The sequence below is a fragment of the Tepidamorphus sp. 3E244 genome, assembly GCF_046159835.1.
In the GTDB taxonomy this organism is placed as follows: Bacteria; Pseudomonadota; Alphaproteobacteria; order Rhizobiales; family Tepidamorphaceae; genus JACKJK01.
This window is the reverse complement of the sequence record NZ_JBJXCY010000002.1, coordinates 1,107,367-1,123,746: the sequence shown is the minus strand read 5'-3', so window position 1 is coordinate 1,123,746 and position 16,380 is coordinate 1,107,367. Positions and strand designations below refer to the sequence as shown.

Below are 16,380 nucleotides of genomic sequence, written 5' to 3'. Positions count from 1 at the left end.
ACACAAAAAAGCGCATCCACTAGGGAGGCAACCAGCAGATGAATATCCACGAGTACCAGGCCAAGGCCGTCCTGAAATCCTACGGCGCCCCGGTTGCGGCCGGCGTTCCGGTCTTCACCGCCGACGAGGCGGAAGCGGCAGCGAAGTCGCTCCCCGGCCCGGTCTATGTCGTCAAGACGCAGATCCACGCGGGTGGCCGCGGCAAGGGCAAGTTCAAGGAGCTGGGACCGGATGCCGGCGGCGGTGTGCGTATCGCCAAGTCCATCGAAGAGGTGAAATCCCACGCTGCCGAAATGCTCGGCAACACGCTGGTGACCAAGCAGACCGGCGACGCCGGCAAGCAGGTCAACCGCCTCTACATCGAAGACGGCGCGCAGATCGCCCGTGAGCTGTACCTCTCGCTGCTCGTCGACCGCACGACCGGCCGCGTGGCCTTCGTCGCCTCGACCGAGGGCGGCATGGACATCGAGACGGTGGCCGAAGAGACCCCGGAGAAGATTCTGACCCTGCCGATCGACCCGTCGACCGGCGTGACGGATGTCGACGCGATCAAGCTTGCCGAAGCGCTGAAGCTGGAAGAGCCGGCCAAGAGCGAAGGCATGTCGCTGTTCAAGACGCTCTACAAGGCCTTCACCGAGAAGGACATGAGCCTGCTCGAGATCAACCCGCTCGTCGTCCTGCAGGATGGCCACATCCGCGTGCTCGACGCCAAGGTCTCGTTCGACGGCAATGCGGTGTTCCGCCATGCCGACATCGCCGAGCTGCGTGACGAGTCGGAAGAAGACGCCAAGGAAATCGAAGCGTCCAAGTACGACCTGAACTACGTGGCGCTGGACGGTGACATCGGCTGCATGGTGAACGGCGCCGGTCTAGCCATGGCGACCATGGACATCATCAAGCTCTACGGCGCCGAGCCGGCCAACTTCCTCGACGTTGGCGGCGGCGCCACCACCGAGAAGGTCACCGCGGCGTTCAAGATCATCACCGCCGACCCGAACGTGAAGGGCATCCTCGTCAACATCTTCGGCGGCATCATGCGCTGCGACATTATCGCCGAAGGCGTTGTGGCCGCGGTCAAGGAAGTCGGCCTGCAGGTTCCGCTGGTCGTGCGCCTTGAAGGCACGAACGTGAAGCGGGGCAAGGAGATCATCAACGAGAGCGGTCTCAACGTGATCGCCGCTGATGACCTAGACGATGCCGCGCAGAAGATCGTCAAGGCGGTGAAGGGCTGACACCCATGCGGATCACCGCGCAGGCTCTTGCAGCATGCGCCATCGGGCTTCTTGCCCCGGCGGCGCATGCGGCAGCTCCCAACGGCCCTGCCTTCGTGGCAGCGTTCGAGGAAGCCTGCGTGCCGCAACGCCTGTCCTTCACCGGTATCCAGGGGCACGCCGCCTCGGTTGGCTGGTCCACGGTGAAGACGGACGTGCATCCGGAACTGGAAGAGGTGACGAGCACCGCGGACCACGAGACCGCGATCATGGGTGAGCCGGGCTGGACGTTCGAGCGCGAGCAGTTTTCGCGCGAGATCGACGGCCGCACCCACTACCTGATCGTGACCCGTGTCCACGCGCCGGAGCTGATCACGCTGATCGGCTGCTACCTCTACGATTTTGACGCGACGCAGGGCATCGATGCCGCCCTCGTCACGGAATTCGTCGGCAAGCCGATTGCCCGCGAGATCGAGGACAAGGGCTTCACCCAGTACACCTGGGGACCGAACTTCGATGCCCGGCCGCGCACGCTCGACACCAACCTGTCCTTCATTTCCGAGGACAGTCCGCACAAGGCGACGACCGGCTTCTCCGGTCTCGTCCTCAAGTTTGAAACATCCGAACCCGATCCGGCCCAAGAGCCGGAAAAAACCGAATAGGGGGGCTCAAGGTCCAATGTCCATCCTCGTCAACAAGGATACCAAGATCATCGTCCAGGGACTGACCGGCAAGACCGGCACGTTCCACACCGAACAGGCGCTTGCCTACCACGGCACCCAGATGGTGGCGGGCATTCACCCGAAGAAGGGCGGTGAAAAGTGGACGGCCGGTGAAGGCGCCGGCGAAGCAGCCGGCAAGGAACTGCCGATCTACACCAGCGTCGCGGAAGCCAAGGAAGCAACGGGCGCGACCGCGTCCGTCGTCTACGTCCCGCCGGCAGGTGCGGCTGCTGCCATCATTGAGGCCATCGAGGCCGAGGTTCCGTTCATCACCTGCATCACCGAAGGCATCCCGGTGCTCGACATGATCAAGGTGAAGGCGAAGCTCGAAGGCTCCAAGTCGCGCCTGCTCGGCCCCAACTGCCCGGGCATCATGACGCCGGGCGAGTGCAAGATCGGCATCATGCCGGGCTCCATCTTCTCCAAGGGCTCGGTCGGCGTCGTGTCGCGCTCCGGCACGCTGACCTATGAGGCCGTGTACCAGACCACCAATGTCGGCCTTGGCCAGACCACGGCTGTCGGCATCGGCGGCGACCCGGTGAAGGGCACCGAGTTCATCGACGTGCTGGAAATGTTCCTGGCCGACGACAAGACCGAGTCCATCATCATGATCGGTGAAATCGGCGGCTCCGCCGAAGAGGACGCGGCGCAGTTCATCGCCGACGAGGCCAAGAAGGGCCGCAAGAAGCCGGTCGTCGGCTTCATCGCGGGCCGCACGGCGCCTCCCGGACGCACCATGGGCCACGCCGGCGCCGTCATTTCCGGCGGCAAGGGCGGTGCGGAAGACAAGATCGCGGCGATGGAAGCCGCCGGCATCACGGTCTCCCCGTCCCCGGCGCGCCTCGGCACGACGCTGGAAGGCGTGCTGAAGGGCTAAGCCTCTTTCCAAGCCATCGACAAGACATCAGCGCCCGCGAGCCACACGGTTCGCGGGCGTTTTTCATTGTCGGTAAGCCAAGAATGGCGGGAATCGGCCACAGGTGCATTGACGCTCACGCCGCCAGCCCCAATCTTGTAGGCCAAGGGGCCTGCACGTCACGCAATTCGTCTAATCGAACACGGTTAGGGGTTGTGCTTTTCAGGCGAAGGTGTATGCCGCCTCACTTGAGGAGCAAGTCCGCGCGGACGCGGACAAAAAATCGGAGCGATTATGTCGCGCGAAGCCAAGAACGCCGCGTTGGCGGGCACTTCCTTCCTCTACGGACCCAACGCCGGCTATATCGAAGACCTTCATGCCCGTTACGCCGAAAATCCCTCGTCCGTCAGCGAGGAATGGCGGGATTTCTTCCAGACCCTCGACGATTCAGCGGAGAACGTGAAACAGGAGGCGCGCGGCGCATCCTGGAAGCGTGCCGACTGGCCGCAGGTCGCCAATGGCGAACTGGTGGCGGCGCTGGATTCCAACTGGGGCGCGCTGGAAACCCACTTCGGCGACAAGATCAAGGCGAAGGCGGACAAGGGCGGCGTTTCGCTGTCGTCCGAACAGCTCATGCAGGCGACCCGGGATTCGGTGCGCGCCATCATGATGATCCGCGCCTACCGCATGCGTGGCCACCTGCACGCCAATCTCGACCCGCTCGGCATCGCCGCCGAAAAGGACCACGAGGAACTGCACCCGGCCTCCTACGGGTTCGAGGAATCGGACTATGAGCGCGAGATCTTCATCGACCACGTGCTGGGTCTGGAATTCGCGACCATTCCGCAGATGCTCGACATCCTGCGGCGCACCTACTGCTCCACCATCGGCGTGGAGTTCATGCACATCTCAGACCCGGCTGCGAAATCCTGGATCCAGGAGCGCATCGAGGGTCCGGACAAGCAGATCGCCTTCACCCCGGAAGGGCGCAAGGCGATCCTGAACAAGCTGATCGAGGCGGAAGGCTTCGAGAAGTTTCTCGACGTCAAATACACCGGCACCAAGCGCTTCGGGCTGGACGGAGCCGAATCACTGATTCCGGCGCTGGAGCAGATCATCAAGCGCGGCGGCAATCTCGGCGTGCGCGAGATCGTTCTCGGCATGGCCCACCGCGGCCGCCTGAACGTGCTCACCCAGGTGATGGGCAAGCCGCACCGCGCGCTGTTCCACGAGTTCAAGGGCGGCTCCTGGCAGCCTGACGAGGTCGAGGGTTCCGGCGACGTGAAGTATCACCTCGGCGCATCCTCGGACCGCGAGTTCGATGGCAACAGCGTCCACCTGTCGCTGACAGCCAACCCCTCGCACCTGGAAATCGTCGATCCGGTGGTGCTCGGCAAGGCCCGCGCCAAGCAGGACCAGATGGTCGAGCCGGACCCGGAGACGGGTTCGCGCGAACGCGATTGCGTGCTGCCGCTGCTGTTGCACGGCGATGCGGCCTTCGCGGGCCAGGGCGTCGTGGCCGAATGTTTCGGGCTTTCCGGCCTGAAGGGTCACCGGACCGGCGGCTCCATCCATTTCATCATCAACAACCAGATCGGCTTCACGACGAACCCGCGCTTCTCGCGCTCCTCGCCGTACCCTTCAGACGTCGCCAAGATGATTGAGGCACCGATCCTGCACGTGAACGGCGACGACCCGGAAGCGGTGACGTTTGCCGCCAAGATCGCGACCGAGTATCGCCAGCTCTTCGGGCGCCCGGTGGTCATCGACATGTTCTGCTACCGCCGCTTCGGCCATAACGAGGGCGACGAGCCGGCGTTCACGCAGCCGATCATGTACAAGATGATCCGCTCGCACCCCTCGACGCTGGAAATCTACTCCAAGCGGCTGATCGACGAAGGCGTCGTCACCGAGGCCGAGGTCGAGAAGATGCGCGCCGACTGGCGCGACCACCTGGAATCGGAATTCGAGACCGGCCAGTCCTACATGCCCAACAAGGCGGACTGGCTCGACGGGAAGTGGGCCGGGCTGAAGGCCGTGCGCGACGACGGTGACGCGCGCCGTGGGCAGACCGGCATCCCGATCGAGAAACTGCGCGAGATCGGCCATCTTCTCACCAGCGTTCCGGACGGGTTCAAGGTCCACAAGACGATCCAGCGCTTCCTCAAGAACCGCGAGACGATGATCACGTCTGGCGAGAAGGTGGACTGGGCGACCGGCGAGGCTTTGGCATTCGGCAGCCTGATGAGCGAGGGCCACGGCGTGCGGCTTTCGGGCCAGGACGTCGAGCGCGGCACGTTCTCGCAGCGCCACTCGGTCCTCTATGACCAGGAAGACGAAACCCGCTACAGCCCGCTGAACAGCATCGGCAAGGATGGCGCGCGCTACGACGTCATCAACTCGATGCTGTCGGAAGAGGCCGTGCTCGCCTTCGAATACGGCTATTCGCTGCAGGAACCAGACAAGCTTATCCTGTGGGAAGCGCAGTTCGGCGACTTCGCCAACGGCGCACAGGTGGTCTTCGACCAGTTCCTGTCTTCAGGCGAAAAGAAGTGGCTGCGCATGTCAGGCCTCGTCTGCTTGCTGCCGCACGGCTACGAGGGCCAGGGGCCGGAACACTCCTCGGCCCGGCTGGAACGCTTCCTGCAGATGTGCGCGGAAGACAACATGCAGGTCGCCAACTGCACGACGCCTGCCAACTACTTCCACATCCTGCGTCGCCAGCTGAACCGCGACTTCCGCAAGCCGCTGATCCTGATGACGCCGAAGTCGCTGCTGCGCCACAAGCGCGCGGTGTCCAAGCTCGACGAGATGGCGGAGGGCAAGACCTTCCACCGCATCCTGTGGGACGACGCGCAGTTCGCGCCTGAGACCACGGAGATCAAGCTCAAGGCCGACAAGAAGATCCGACGCGTCGTCATGTGCTCTGGCAAAGTCTATTACGACCTGTTCGAAGCGCGCGAGGAGCGCGGCATCGACGACATCTACCTGATGCGTCTCGAACAGCTCTATCCCGTCCCGGCCAAGGCGCTGGTGCAGGAACTGGCCCGCTTCCGCGACGCGGAGATGGTGTGGTGCCAGGAAGAGCCGAAGAACATGGGCGCGTGGAGCTTCATCGAGCCGAGCCTCGAATGGGCACTCGACCATGTCGGCGCCAAGCACACGCGGGTGCGTTATGCCGGCCGTCCGGGCTCTGCGGCGACCGCGACCGGTCTCATGTCCAAACACCAAGCGCAGCTCCAGGCATTCCTGGACGAAGCGCTGGGCGAGTAAGAAACCTATCCGGCGGGCCGAACCGCCAACACCGACGAAAGGGCGTCACGCGTCATGGCCACTGAAATTCGCGTTCCCACTCTTGGCGAGTCCGTTGCCGAGGCAACCGTCGGGCAGTGGTTCAAGCAGCCCGGCGACGCCGTGAAGGCCGACGAACCGCTGGTTGAACTGGAGACGGACAAGGTCACCGTCGAGGTGCCGGCGCCGTCCTCGGGTACGCTGTCGGAGATTTCCGTGGGCGACGGCGAGACGGTGGAAGTCGGTGCGCTGCTCGGCATGCTGGCCGAAGGCGAGGGTGCGCCCGCGAAGTCGGAAAGCAAGTCCGACGGCAAGAAAGCCGCTGAGAAGAAGGCCGAAGCACCCAAGCAGGACGCCAGTAAGGCCGAGAGCGGCGGCGCCAAGGGCGATGTTGCCTCGCCGGCGGCCTCCAAGATCGCCGCCGACAACAACGTGTCGACGTCTGACGTTGCCGGCTCCGGCAAGGATGGCCGCGTGACCAAGGGCGACGTGCTGTCGTTCCTGGAAAGCGGCGGATCGAAGTCCGAGAGCAAGCCCGCGCAGGTTCGCGCGCCGTCCGCGCCCGACGATGCGGACCGCGAAGAGCGCGTGCGCATGACCAAGCTGCGCCAGACCATCGCGCGCCGCCTGAAGGAAGCGCAGGACACGGCGGCCATGCTGACCACCTTCAACGAGGTGGACATGACCAACGTCATGGCGCTGCGCAAGCAGTACAAGGATGCGTTCGAGAAGAAGCACGGCGCAAAGCTCGGCTTCATGTCCTTCTTCGTGAAGGCCTGCGTGCAGGCGCTCAAGGACGTGCCCGCCGTGAACGGCGAGATCGACGGCACCGATATCGTCTACAAGGATTACTACCACGTGGGCGTGGCGGTGGGCACCGAGAAGGGCCTCGTCGTACCGGTGGTGCGCGACGCGGATGCACTGAACCTTGCCGGGATCGAGACCACCATCTCGGAACTGGGCGCGCGTGCGCGTGACGGCAAGCTCGGCATCGAGGACATGCAGGGCGGCACCTTCACCATCTCCAACGGCGGCGTCTACGGCTCGCTGATGTCGACGCCGATCCTCAACGCGCCGCAGTCCGGCATCCTCGGCATGCACAAGATCCAGGAACGCCCGATGGTCGTCGACGGAGAGATCAAGATCCGCCCGATGATGTATCTCGCGCTCTCCTACGATCACCGCATCGTCGACGGCAAGGAAGCGGTGACCTTCCTGGTGCGCGTGAAGGATTGCATCGAGGACCCGCAGCGGCTGGTCCTGGACATCTGACCGCGGCGTCGCGGTCGCAGGGGGCTGAGCGTTGAGTACGGACCTGACCATGCTCGTGGCAGCGGCCTTCGTGGCGCTGTTCCAGATCTGGATCTACGGCATCTTCGCGGTTCGCGAAGTGGGCGGAAAATACGCCGCCGGGCCACGTGACGGCGGATACACCGTCACCGGCATCGCGGGCCGCCTCCAGCGGTCCTACGTCAACATACTGGAAACGCTGCCGCTTTTTGCCATCGGCGTTCTCGTGGCGCACGTGGCCGGCAAGGCGGATGCAACGACGGCCATCGCGTCGCAGGTCTACCTTGCCGCGCGCATCGCCTACATTCCGGCTTATGCATTCGGCTCCAGCTGGATGCGCCCCGTCATCTGGGGGATCGCCACGGCGGCGATCGTCGTCATTCTGTTCAAGGCGCTGTTCTGACGCGCCGCGATCAAGCAAAGAGAAGAGGCAGCACCATGGCTGACGCTTACGATCTCATCGTCATCGGAACCGGCCCCGGCGGCTATGTCTGCGCGATCCGCGCGGCACAGCTCGGGCTGAAGGTCGCGGTGGTGGAAAAGCGCGAGACCTATGGCGGCACTTGCCTCAACATCGGCTGCATCCCCTCCAAAGCGCTGCTGCACGCCAGCGAGATGTTCGACGAGGCTGGGCACGGCTTCGAGAAGCTCGGCATCAAGGTCGGCACGCCAAAGCTCGACCTGAAGGGCATGATGAAACACAAGGACGAGGTGGTGGAGGCCAACGTCTCCGGCGTCGCGTTCCTGTTCAAGAAGAACAAGATCGACACCTATCAGGGCACCGGCAAGGTCGAAGGGCCGGGCAAGGTTTCCGTGACGCCCGACAAGGGCAAGGCGCAGACGCTCGAAACCAAGGCCATCGTCATCGCGACGGGTTCGGCATCGGCCAACCTGCCGGGCATCGAGGTGGACGAGAAGCAGATCGTCTCCTCCACGGGCGGACTGGAACTCACCAAGGTGCCGGATCACCTCGTGGTGGTCGGCGCGGGCGTCATCGGGCTGGAGCTTGGCTCGGTCTGGCGGCGCCTCGGCGCGAAGGTGACCGTGGTCGAATTCCTCGACACGGTGCTGCCCGGCATGGACGGCGAAGTGCGAAAGCAGTTCAAGCGGATGCTCGAAAAGCAGGGGCTGGAGTTCAAGCTCTCCTCCAAGGTCACGGGCGTGGAAAAGTCCGGCAAGAAGCTGAAAGTCAGCGTCGAGCCTGCCAAGGGCGGCGAGGCGGCGACGCTCGACGCCGATATCGTTCTCGTCTCCATCGGCCGCACGCCCTACACCGAGGGGCTTGGCCTCAAGGAAGCCGGTGTCGAGATGGACGAGCGCGGCCGGGTGAAGACCGGTGACGGCTTCAAGACCAACGTGGACGGCATCTATGCCATCGGCGACGTGATCGCCGGGCCGATGCTGGCCCACAAGGCAGAGGACGAGGGCATCGCGGTGGCCGAAATCCTCGCCGGCCAGCACGGCCACGTGAACTACGACACGATCCCGAGCGTCGTCTACACGCACCCGGAAGTGGCGGTCGTCGGCAAGACGGAAGAGCAGTTGAAAGAGGCCGGCATCGAGTATCGCGCCGGCAAGTTCCCCTTCACCGCCAACGGGCGCGCCCGCGCCATGAACGCGACGGAGGGTTTCGTGAAGTTCCTCGCCGACAAGAAGACCGACGAGGTTCTCGGCTGTCACATCGTCGGCGTCGGTGCCGGCGAGATGATCCACGAGGTCTGCGTGCTGATGGAGTTCAAGGGCGCGGCGGAAGACCTCGGCCGCATCTGTCATGCGCATCCGACCATGTCGGAAGCTGTGCGGGAAGCTTCGCTCGCGGTGGACAAGCGCCCGATCCACATGTGATCGGATGTGACCGGGAGCGCCTGCCATGCCGCAGCTCATGCAACACGTGATCGTCTTCTTCGTGGCGCTCGCGGCTTATGTGCTGGTGAAGATGGGTCTCAGCCAGTTTCCCGAAACGCGGGACTGGGCGTCCAACATCGCGCTGTTCACCTGCGCGGCGATCGGCGGCATCTACCTCTCGCGCCTGCGCCAGAAGCAATAGCGCGCGCATTCAGCCGACTTCGCGCTTTTCAATCAAGCACGCATAAAAACAGCCAAGCGGCCCGCGCGCGGCGGGCCGCTTGGTCTTTCATGCTGAACCGGCTTGGCCGGATTATTCGGTCGCGGTGTCCTGCGGTGCCTGCGCGGTTTCGAGCGTCGCATCCTCGGCGACGGTCTCAGCCGTTGCGGTCTGCTGTCCGGGTTTCGTCTCCGGCACCGGCGAGGCGTTCTCCGCCGTCACCATCGAGGTCTTGTGACCCCAGTTGCACTCGGCGCTGGCTGCCGTGGCAAGCCCTGCCATGGCGAGGCCCGCGAGCGCGGTCGTCAGGTACTTCGTGGCGATTGTCATACGGGTTCGTCCTTTGCTTGTGGCGGTCGCGGGAAATCCCGGGACCGTCCTGTGAAGGGAACACGTCGATAGGCGCAGCCCGATGGAACTGCATTCCGTAAGGTTAGAGCAGGTTTTAAAAGCGTCCAAGGGCCTGCGCGATCACGCTTTCGTACAGGCGCCTGAGGGATGCAGGTCGTCTCAGGCGCGCGGATGCGCCGCACGGTAGACCGAGAGCAGGTGCGCCTCGTCGATATCGGTATAGACCTGCGTGGTCGACAGGCTGGCGTGGCCAAGCAGTTCCTGGATCGTGCGCAGGTCTCCGCCGCTCATCAGGATGTGGGTCGCGAAGGCGTGGCGCAATGCGTGCGGCGTTGCGCTGTCGGGCAGGCCGAGCGCGCCGCGCAGGTGCTGCATGGCACGCTGGATGATGCGCGGGTTGAGCGGGCCGCCGCGCGCACCAAGGAACGCGGGTTCATCGGGCTTGGGCGAGTATGGACAAAGCCGCAGGTAGTCGGCAGCCGCCTGCCGCACGACAGGCAGGATGGGGACAATGCGCGTCTTGCCGCCCTTGCCCTTGATGCGCAGCGTTTCGCCTGCCGCGGACAACTGGCGCGTGGTCAGCGACAGTGCCTCGGAAATGCGAAGCCCCGCGCCGTAGAGCAGTGTCAGCACGGCAATGTCGCGCGCCTCGATCCAAGGTTCGGCATTCTCGTCCATGCCCACGCCGTCGCAGATCTCCTGCGCGCGGTCCGGCGAGACGGGTTTCGGCAGGCCCTTGGGAAGCTTTGGGCCGCGAATGGTGGCAAGCGCAGCGATCTCGATGCCGTGAACCTTGCGCAGGTGACGGGCAAGGCTGCGCAGGGAGGAGAGGGCACGGGCCAGCGAGCGCGCACCCACCTCGTCACGGCGGCGCGCGGCCAGAAAAGAGCGAATGTCGGTGACCTTGAGGGCTGCGAGATCAGCCAGCGAAGGCGCGCTGCCCAGATGGTCGGTCAGGAAGGCCGCGAACTGCGCAACGTCGCGCCTGTAGGCCTCGACGGTCTTGTCGGCGAGGCGGCGGGAACTGCTGAGCGTATGCAGCCACACGCCGATGGCCGCCGACAGGTCGGCGCTCGCCGGAATGTCCGGCAGGGTGGCGGTGTCGGAAGGGCGAGGGGGCATCGGCAGGCTCCGTTGGAACCTGCCAAGTGTCGCCGCTGCCGCTTAAGGTCTGATTAACTGTTTGAAAAACGGCCTAGACGATGGTCTGCCCGGTCTTGGCCCAGTCGGCGAGGAAGGCTTCCAGCCCCTTGTCGGTCAGCGGATGCTTGAGAAGCCCGCGTAGCACAGACGGCGGCACGGTGGCGACGTCAGCCCCGCACATCGCGCTTTCCTTCACGTGGTTGGGCGTGCGGATGGAGGCGGCGAGGATCTGCGTCTCCAGCGCATCGTAGTTGTCGTAGATGATCCGGATCTCGCGGATCAGGTCCATGCCGTCGAGGCCGATATCGTCGAGCCGGCCGATGAAGGGCGAGATGAAGGTCGCGCCGGCCTTGGCCGCCAGCAGGGCCTGGTTGGCGGAGAAGCACAGCGTCACGTTGACCATGGTGCCTTCGTCGGAAAGCGTGCTGCATGCCTTCAGCCCGTCCCAGGTCAGCGGCACCTTCACGGTGACATTGTCGGCGATCTTCGCCAGTTCGCGGCCCTCTGCGATCATCTGGTCGGCCTCGGTGGCAGCGACTTCGGCGCTCACCGGCCCCGGCACCAGTTCGCAGATTTCGGCGACCACTTCCTTGAAGTCGCGGCCCGACTTGGCAATCAGCGAGGGGTTGGTGGTGACGCCATCGACCATGCCGGTCGCCGCAAGGTCCCGGATTTCGGCGGTGTCGGCGGTGTCGATGAAGAATTTCATGGCGTCGTGTCCCTCAGGTCGTGTTTTGCGTGTCTGCGCCCTGTTTAAACCATCCCGCGCGAAAGGGTAGCCTTGGCGCTCTTCAATGATCCGGCGAATCAACGCCGACCAGCGCGAGCGAGGCGCCAAGCAGATGAGTTCCGGCACGGTCTGCGTGCAATGCGCTGTCGCGGTCGACGCGGCCTATACCTACCTGGTGCCCGATGGCCTGAGCCTGTCGGCGGGCGACATCGTCGTGGTGCCGCTTGGGCCGCGCAAGGTGCTCGGTTGCGTGTGGAACGAGGACCCCGGCGAGGTGTCCGCGTCCAAGCTGCGCGCCGTCGAGGGGCTGGTGGACGTGCCGCCGCTGCGCAAGAACCTGATGGATTTCGTCGACTGGGTTTCGCGCTACACGCTGAGCGAGCGCGGCATGGTGCTGAAGATGGTGCTGCGCTCGTCCGATGTGCTGGCGGCGGAAAAACCAGTCACCGGCGTCTCGTGGGCAGGCCTGGTGCCAGAACGCATGACGCCGGGGCGCGAGCGCGTGATGGAGAAGCTTGGGGAACAGGCGGTCTGGCCGAAGTCCGCGCTGGCCGATGTCGCCGGTGTCTCGGCTGCGGTGGTCGACGGGCTGGTGAGCGCAGGGGTCCTGGAGAAAGTCGATCTCAACCTGCGGCCGGTGATCGAGCAGCCCGACGCCGATCACGCCATCAACGACCTGAGCGAAGCCCAGCGCGCGGCAGCGGACAAGCTGGCCGAAACCGTCCGCGACCAGAGCTTTGCCGTGACGCTGCTCGATGGCGTCACCGGCTCGGGCAAGACGGAGGTCTATTTCGAGGCGATTGCCGAAACACTCAAGGCGGGCAAGCAGGCGCTGGTGCTGCTGCCGGAAATCGCGCTGACGCAGGACCTGCTGCAACGCTTCGCCCGCCGGTTCGGCGCGGCACCCGGCGAGTGGCACTCCGGCGTTTCGGGCCGGGCGCGGGCGCGCGTCTGGCAGGGCGTGGCACGCGGCGAGGTGCAGGTGGTGTGCGGTGCGCGCTCGGCGCTGTTCCTGCCATTTGCCGATCTCGGAATGATCGTGGTCGACGAGGAACACGACCCAGCCTTCAAGCAGGAAGACCGCGCCACCTACCACGCCCGCGACATGGCGGTGAAGCGCGGTCATATCGGCGGCTTCCCGGTGATCCTGTCCTCGGCGACGCCGTCCGTTGAGAGCCGGGCCAATGCCGATGCCGGACGCTACGGGCGCATCAGCCTGCCGGAGCGTTTCGGCGGAGCGGCAATGCCGGATATCGACCTGCTCGACATGCGGCAGGATGCGCCTGAGAGCGGGCGATTCCTCGCGCCGAGGCTGGTGGAGGCCATATCCAAGGCCTGCGAGGCGGGTCAGCAGAGCCTCGTCTTCCTCAACCGGCGTGGCTACGCGCCGCTGACACTGTGCCGGCGCTGCGGCTTCCGCTTCGAGTGCCCCAACTGCACAGCATGGCTGGTGGAGCATCGCTTCCGGAACAAGCTGTTGTGCCACCACTGCGGGTTTGAAAAGCCGGTGCCGCCCGCCTGCCCCAGTTGCGAGGCGCCCGACAGCCTTGTGGCCTGCGGGCCGGGCGTCGAACGCATTGCCGAAGAACTCGTCGACCGCTTTCCCGACCAGCGCATCGCGGTGCTCTCCAGCGATCTGGTTCCGGGCGTGAAGGCGATGCGCACGCTGCTGGCCGAAATCGCGCGCGGGCACGCGGATATCGTCATCGGCACGCAGCTCGTTGCCAAGGGGCACAACTTCCCGCTGATGAGCGTCGTCGGCGTGGTGGATGCCGACGTCGCGCTCCAGAATGCCGATCCGCGCGCGGCGGAACGCACCTTCCAGATATTAAGCCAGGTTGTCGGCCGGGCGGGCCGGGCTGGGAACGCCGCGCACGCGTATATCCAGACATACGTGCCGGAAAACCCGGTCCTGCAGGCAATTGCAGCGGGCGACCGGGAGGCGTTCTACGAGCGCGAACTGGACGTGCGGCGCAAGGCCGGGATGCCGCCGTTCGGTCGGCTGGCCGCGCTGATCGTCTCGGCGCGCGAGCGCGACCTCGCCAACCAGTATGCGCGTGCGCTCAAACATGCCGCGCCGGGGGCGGACCATGTCGATGTGCTGGGTCCGGCGGAAGCGCCCATCGCCATGATCCGGGGCCGATACCGTGTACGTCTTTTGGCGCATTCGACCCGGGCATTCGACCTGTCGGACTGGGTCCGGCAATGGCTTTCGCGCGCGCCCAAACCCACCGGGGGCTTGCGCGTTCAGGTCGATATCGACCCGGTCTCGTTCCTTTAGGCGTGAATCCGGCGTGAGCGCGCTTGGCCGTGGACATTTGGACGCGCCCAAAGTCGGCACCCCGCTATGTTGCGCGGCCGAAATCTGTATGGTAGTGCCCACGCGTCTTTGCAGCGGGGGCTGTATGCCGAGGACGAGGACTTGAAGAAAGTCCATCCCCTCAGGCGATCCGCAGCAAGGGCCGCAGGGCGTCAACACACCGGCTCGATGACCCCGACCAGGGCTGCGACTTCCCATCCGCGTTCATGCGCGGGAAAATGAGGGCGGCAGATCCGGGACGGCGGTACGGGCCTCAAAAATCGAGAGAGACACAAAGAGTGGACGACTCGATCGTAAGCGGCGTGGCCGGACGGTACGCAAACGCGCTTTTCGACCTGGCGAAGGAATCCAACTCCGTCGATTCCGTCGGCAAGGACCTCGACTCCTTTGCCACGATGCTCGACGGCAGCGATGACCTGACGCGGCTTGTCCGCAGCCCGGTGTTCAGCGCCGAAGACCAGATCAAGGCGCTCGACGCCATTTTGAAGAAGGCGGGCATTTCCGGCACGACCGGGAATTTCCTGCGGCTGGTTGCACGCAATCGCCGCCTTTTCGCCGTCTCCGGCATGATCCGCGCCTACCGGGCGCTGGCAGCCGCAGACAAGGGCGAGATGACGGCCAGCGTCACCACTGCGCAGGCGCTGACGGATGCCCAGAAGAAATCGCTGCAGACCGCACTGAAGTCGGTCACCGGCAAGACGGTCTCCCTGAACGAGACGGTCGATCCCTCGATCATCGGCGGCCTTGTGGTCAAGGTCGGTAGCCGCATGATCGACACGTCGATCCGCTCCAAACTCAATTCTCTCAAGACACGCATGAAAGAGGTCGGCTGATGGACATTCGGGCCGCTGAAATCTCCACGATCCTCAAGGATCAGATCAAGAATTTCGGCAACGAGGCGGAAGTCTCGGAAGTCGGTCAGGTTCTGTCCGTGGGCGACGGTATCGCCCGCGTCTATGGTCTGGACAACGTCCAGGCCGGTGAAATGGTCGAATTCCCCGGCGGAATTCGCGGCATGGCGCTGAACCTGGAAGTCGACAATGTCGGCGTCGTGATCTTCGGTTCCGACCGCGAGATCAAGGAAGGCGATACGGTCAAGCGCACGGGCGCCATCGTGGAAGCCCCCGTCGGCAAGGGCTTGCTGGGCCGCGTCGTCGACGCGCTGGGCAACCCGATCGACGGCAAGGGGCCCATCGAGAACGATGGCATGGCCCGCGTGGACGTGAAGGCGCCGGGCATCATCCCGCGCAAGTCCGTGCACGAGCCGATGCAGACCGGCCTGAAGGCCATCGACGCGCTGATCCCGATCGGCCGCGGCCAGCGCGAGCTGATCATCGGTGACCGCCAGACCGGCAAGACCGCCGTGGCGCTCGACGCCATCCTGAACCAGAAGTCGATCAACGAATCCGGTGACGAGAGCCAGAAGCTGTACTGCGTCTACGTCGCCATCGGCCAGAAGCGCTCCACCGTCGCCCAGCTCGTGAAGACGCTGGAAGAGCGCGGCGCGCTGGAATACTCGATCATCGTTGCTGCCACCGCGTCCGACCCGGCGCCGATGCAGTACCTCGCGCCGTTCACCGGCTGCACCATGGCGGAATATTTCCGCGACAAGGGCATGCACGCGCTGATCGTCTATGATGATCTGTCCAAGCAGGCCGTCGCCTACCGCCAGATGTCGCTGCTGCTGCGCCGTCCGCCCGGCCGCGAAGCCTATCCGGGCGACGTCTTCTACCTGCACTCCCGCCTGCTGGAACGCGCCGCGAAGATGGGTGACGACCACGGTGCGGGCTCGATGACGGCCCTGCCGGTCATCGAAACCCAGGCCAACGACGTGTCGGCCTACATCCCGACCAACGTGATCTCGATCACCGATGGCCAGATCTTCCTCGAGACGGACCTGTTCTACCAAGGCATCCGCCCGGCGGTGAACGTCGGCCTGTCGGTGTCGCGCGTGGGCTCTGCCGCCCAGATCAAGGCGATGAAGCAGGTTGCCGGCACCATCAAGGGCGAACTGGCCCAGTACCGCGAAGTCGCGGCCTTTGCCCAGTTCGGCTCCGACCTCGACGCCTCCACCCAGCGCCTGCTGAACCGTGGCGCGCGCCTGACCGAGTTGCTGAAGCAGCCGCAGTTCTCGCCGCTGAAGGTCGAGGAGCAGGTGGTCGTCATCTATGCCGGCGTGGAAGGCTATCTCGACAAGCTCCCGGTGGAGAAGGTCGGCGAATTCGAGGACGGGCTTCTCGGCCATGTCCGCGACAAGCATGCCGACCTGCTCGAAGCGATCCGCACCGAGAAGCAGCTGACCGACGACATCCGCACGCGGCTCAAGGCCGCCGTGGACGAATTCGCCAAGAGTTTTGCCTGAACGGACCGGACTGGCTCCTGAACGGCACAGAGCGGAGGC

Annotated in this window: 14 protein-coding genes; 11 read left to right on the top strand and 3 right to left on the bottom strand. The window is 64.8% G+C overall.

Annotated elements, in window-relative coordinates; all coding sequences use genetic code 11:
- Positions 1-38 precede the first annotated feature (38 nt).
- From sucC to ACKTEK_RS13990, 8 genes are all read left to right on the top strand, one after another.
- A complete protein-coding gene (sucC, locus tag ACKTEK_RS14025) occupies positions 39-1,232 on the top strand; it encodes an ADP-forming succinate--CoA ligase subunit beta (protein WP_409165914.1) in 1,194 nt (397 codons plus the stop codon).
- Between the two features lie 5 nt (positions 1,233-1,237).
- Complete coding sequence (locus ACKTEK_RS14020; RefSeq protein WP_409165913.1) at positions 1,238-1,873, top strand: hypothetical protein; 636 nt, start codon at positions 1,238-1,240, stop codon at positions 1,871-1,873.
- A gap of 16 nt (positions 1,874-1,889) precedes the next feature.
- The gene (gene sucD, locus ACKTEK_RS14015; RefSeq protein ID WP_409165912.1) at positions 1,890-2,810 is read left to right on the top strand and encodes a succinate--CoA ligase subunit alpha; all 921 of its coding nucleotides are present in this window, start codon (positions 1,890-1,892) and stop codon (positions 2,808-2,810) included.
- Between the two features lie 273 nt (positions 2,811-3,083).
- Entirely contained in the window at positions 3,084-6,062 is a 2,979-nt protein-coding gene (locus tag ACKTEK_RS14010) for a 2-oxoglutarate dehydrogenase E1 component (protein WP_409165911.1), read from the top strand.
- A 54-nt stretch (positions 6,063-6,116) separates the two neighbouring features.
- Positions 6,117-7,352, top strand: a complete 1,236-nt coding sequence (gene odhB, locus ACKTEK_RS14005; RefSeq protein ID WP_409165910.1) for a 2-oxoglutarate dehydrogenase complex dihydrolipoyllysine-residue succinyltransferase — start codon at positions 6,117-6,119, stop codon at positions 7,350-7,352.
- Between the two features lie 31 nt (positions 7,353-7,383).
- Positions 7,384-7,773, top strand: coding sequence for an MAPEG family protein (locus ACKTEK_RS14000; RefSeq protein ID WP_409165909.1), 390 nt, complete (start codon positions 7,384-7,386; stop codon positions 7,771-7,773).
- Between the two features lie 35 nt (positions 7,774-7,808).
- Entirely contained in the window at positions 7,809-9,215 is a 1,407-nt protein-coding gene (gene lpdA / locus ACKTEK_RS13995) for a dihydrolipoyl dehydrogenase (RefSeq protein WP_409165908.1), read from the top strand.
- A 25-nt stretch (positions 9,216-9,240) separates the two neighbouring features.
- Positions 9,241-9,417 (top strand): hypothetical protein, encoded by a 177-nt coding sequence (locus tag ACKTEK_RS13990; RefSeq protein ID WP_409165907.1) that lies wholly within the window; start codon positions 9,241-9,243, stop codon positions 9,415-9,417.
- A gap of 111 nt (positions 9,418-9,528) precedes the next feature.
- Here the strand turns inward: ACKTEK_RS13990 and ACKTEK_RS13985 are convergent, their stop codons facing one another.
- The 3 genes from ACKTEK_RS13985 to fsa all read right to left on the bottom strand — a co-directional run bounded on the left by ACKTEK_RS13985 (position 9,529) and on the right by fsa (position 11,638).
- Positions 9,529-9,765, bottom strand: coding sequence for a hypothetical protein (locus ACKTEK_RS13985; protein WP_409165906.1), 237 nt, complete (start codon positions 9,763-9,765; stop codon positions 9,529-9,531).
- Between the two features lie 180 nt (positions 9,766-9,945).
- Entirely contained in the window at positions 9,946-10,908 is a 963-nt protein-coding gene (locus ACKTEK_RS13980; RefSeq protein ID WP_409165905.1) for a tyrosine recombinase XerC, read from the bottom strand.
- Between the two features lie 73 nt (positions 10,909-10,981).
- On the bottom strand, positions 10,982-11,638 hold the full coding sequence (fsa, locus tag ACKTEK_RS13975) for a fructose-6-phosphate aldolase (RefSeq protein ID WP_409165904.1): 657 nt from the start codon (positions 11,636-11,638) through the stop codon (positions 10,982-10,984).
- Positions 11,639-11,723: 85 nt separating this feature from the next.
- Between fsa and ACKTEK_RS13970 the strand changes: the two genes are divergently transcribed.
- The 3 genes from ACKTEK_RS13970 to atpA all read left to right on the top strand — a co-directional run bounded on the left by ACKTEK_RS13970 (position 11,724) and on the right by atpA (position 16,341).
- Positions 11,724-13,940, top strand: coding sequence for a primosomal protein N' (locus ACKTEK_RS13970; protein ID WP_409165903.1), 2,217 nt, complete (start codon positions 11,724-11,726; stop codon positions 13,938-13,940).
- Between the two features lie 317 nt (positions 13,941-14,257).
- On the top strand, positions 14,258-14,812 hold the full coding sequence (locus tag ACKTEK_RS13965) for a F0F1 ATP synthase subunit delta (RefSeq protein WP_409165902.1): 555 nt from the start codon (positions 14,258-14,260) through the stop codon (positions 14,810-14,812).
- On the top strand, positions 14,812-16,341 hold the full coding sequence (gene atpA / locus ACKTEK_RS13960) for a F0F1 ATP synthase subunit alpha (protein WP_409165901.1): 1,530 nt from the start codon (positions 14,812-14,814) through the stop codon (positions 16,339-16,341). Before ACKTEK_RS13965 ends, atpA begins: the two co-directional genes overlap by 1 nt.
- Positions 16,342-16,380: the final 39 nt, after the last annotated feature.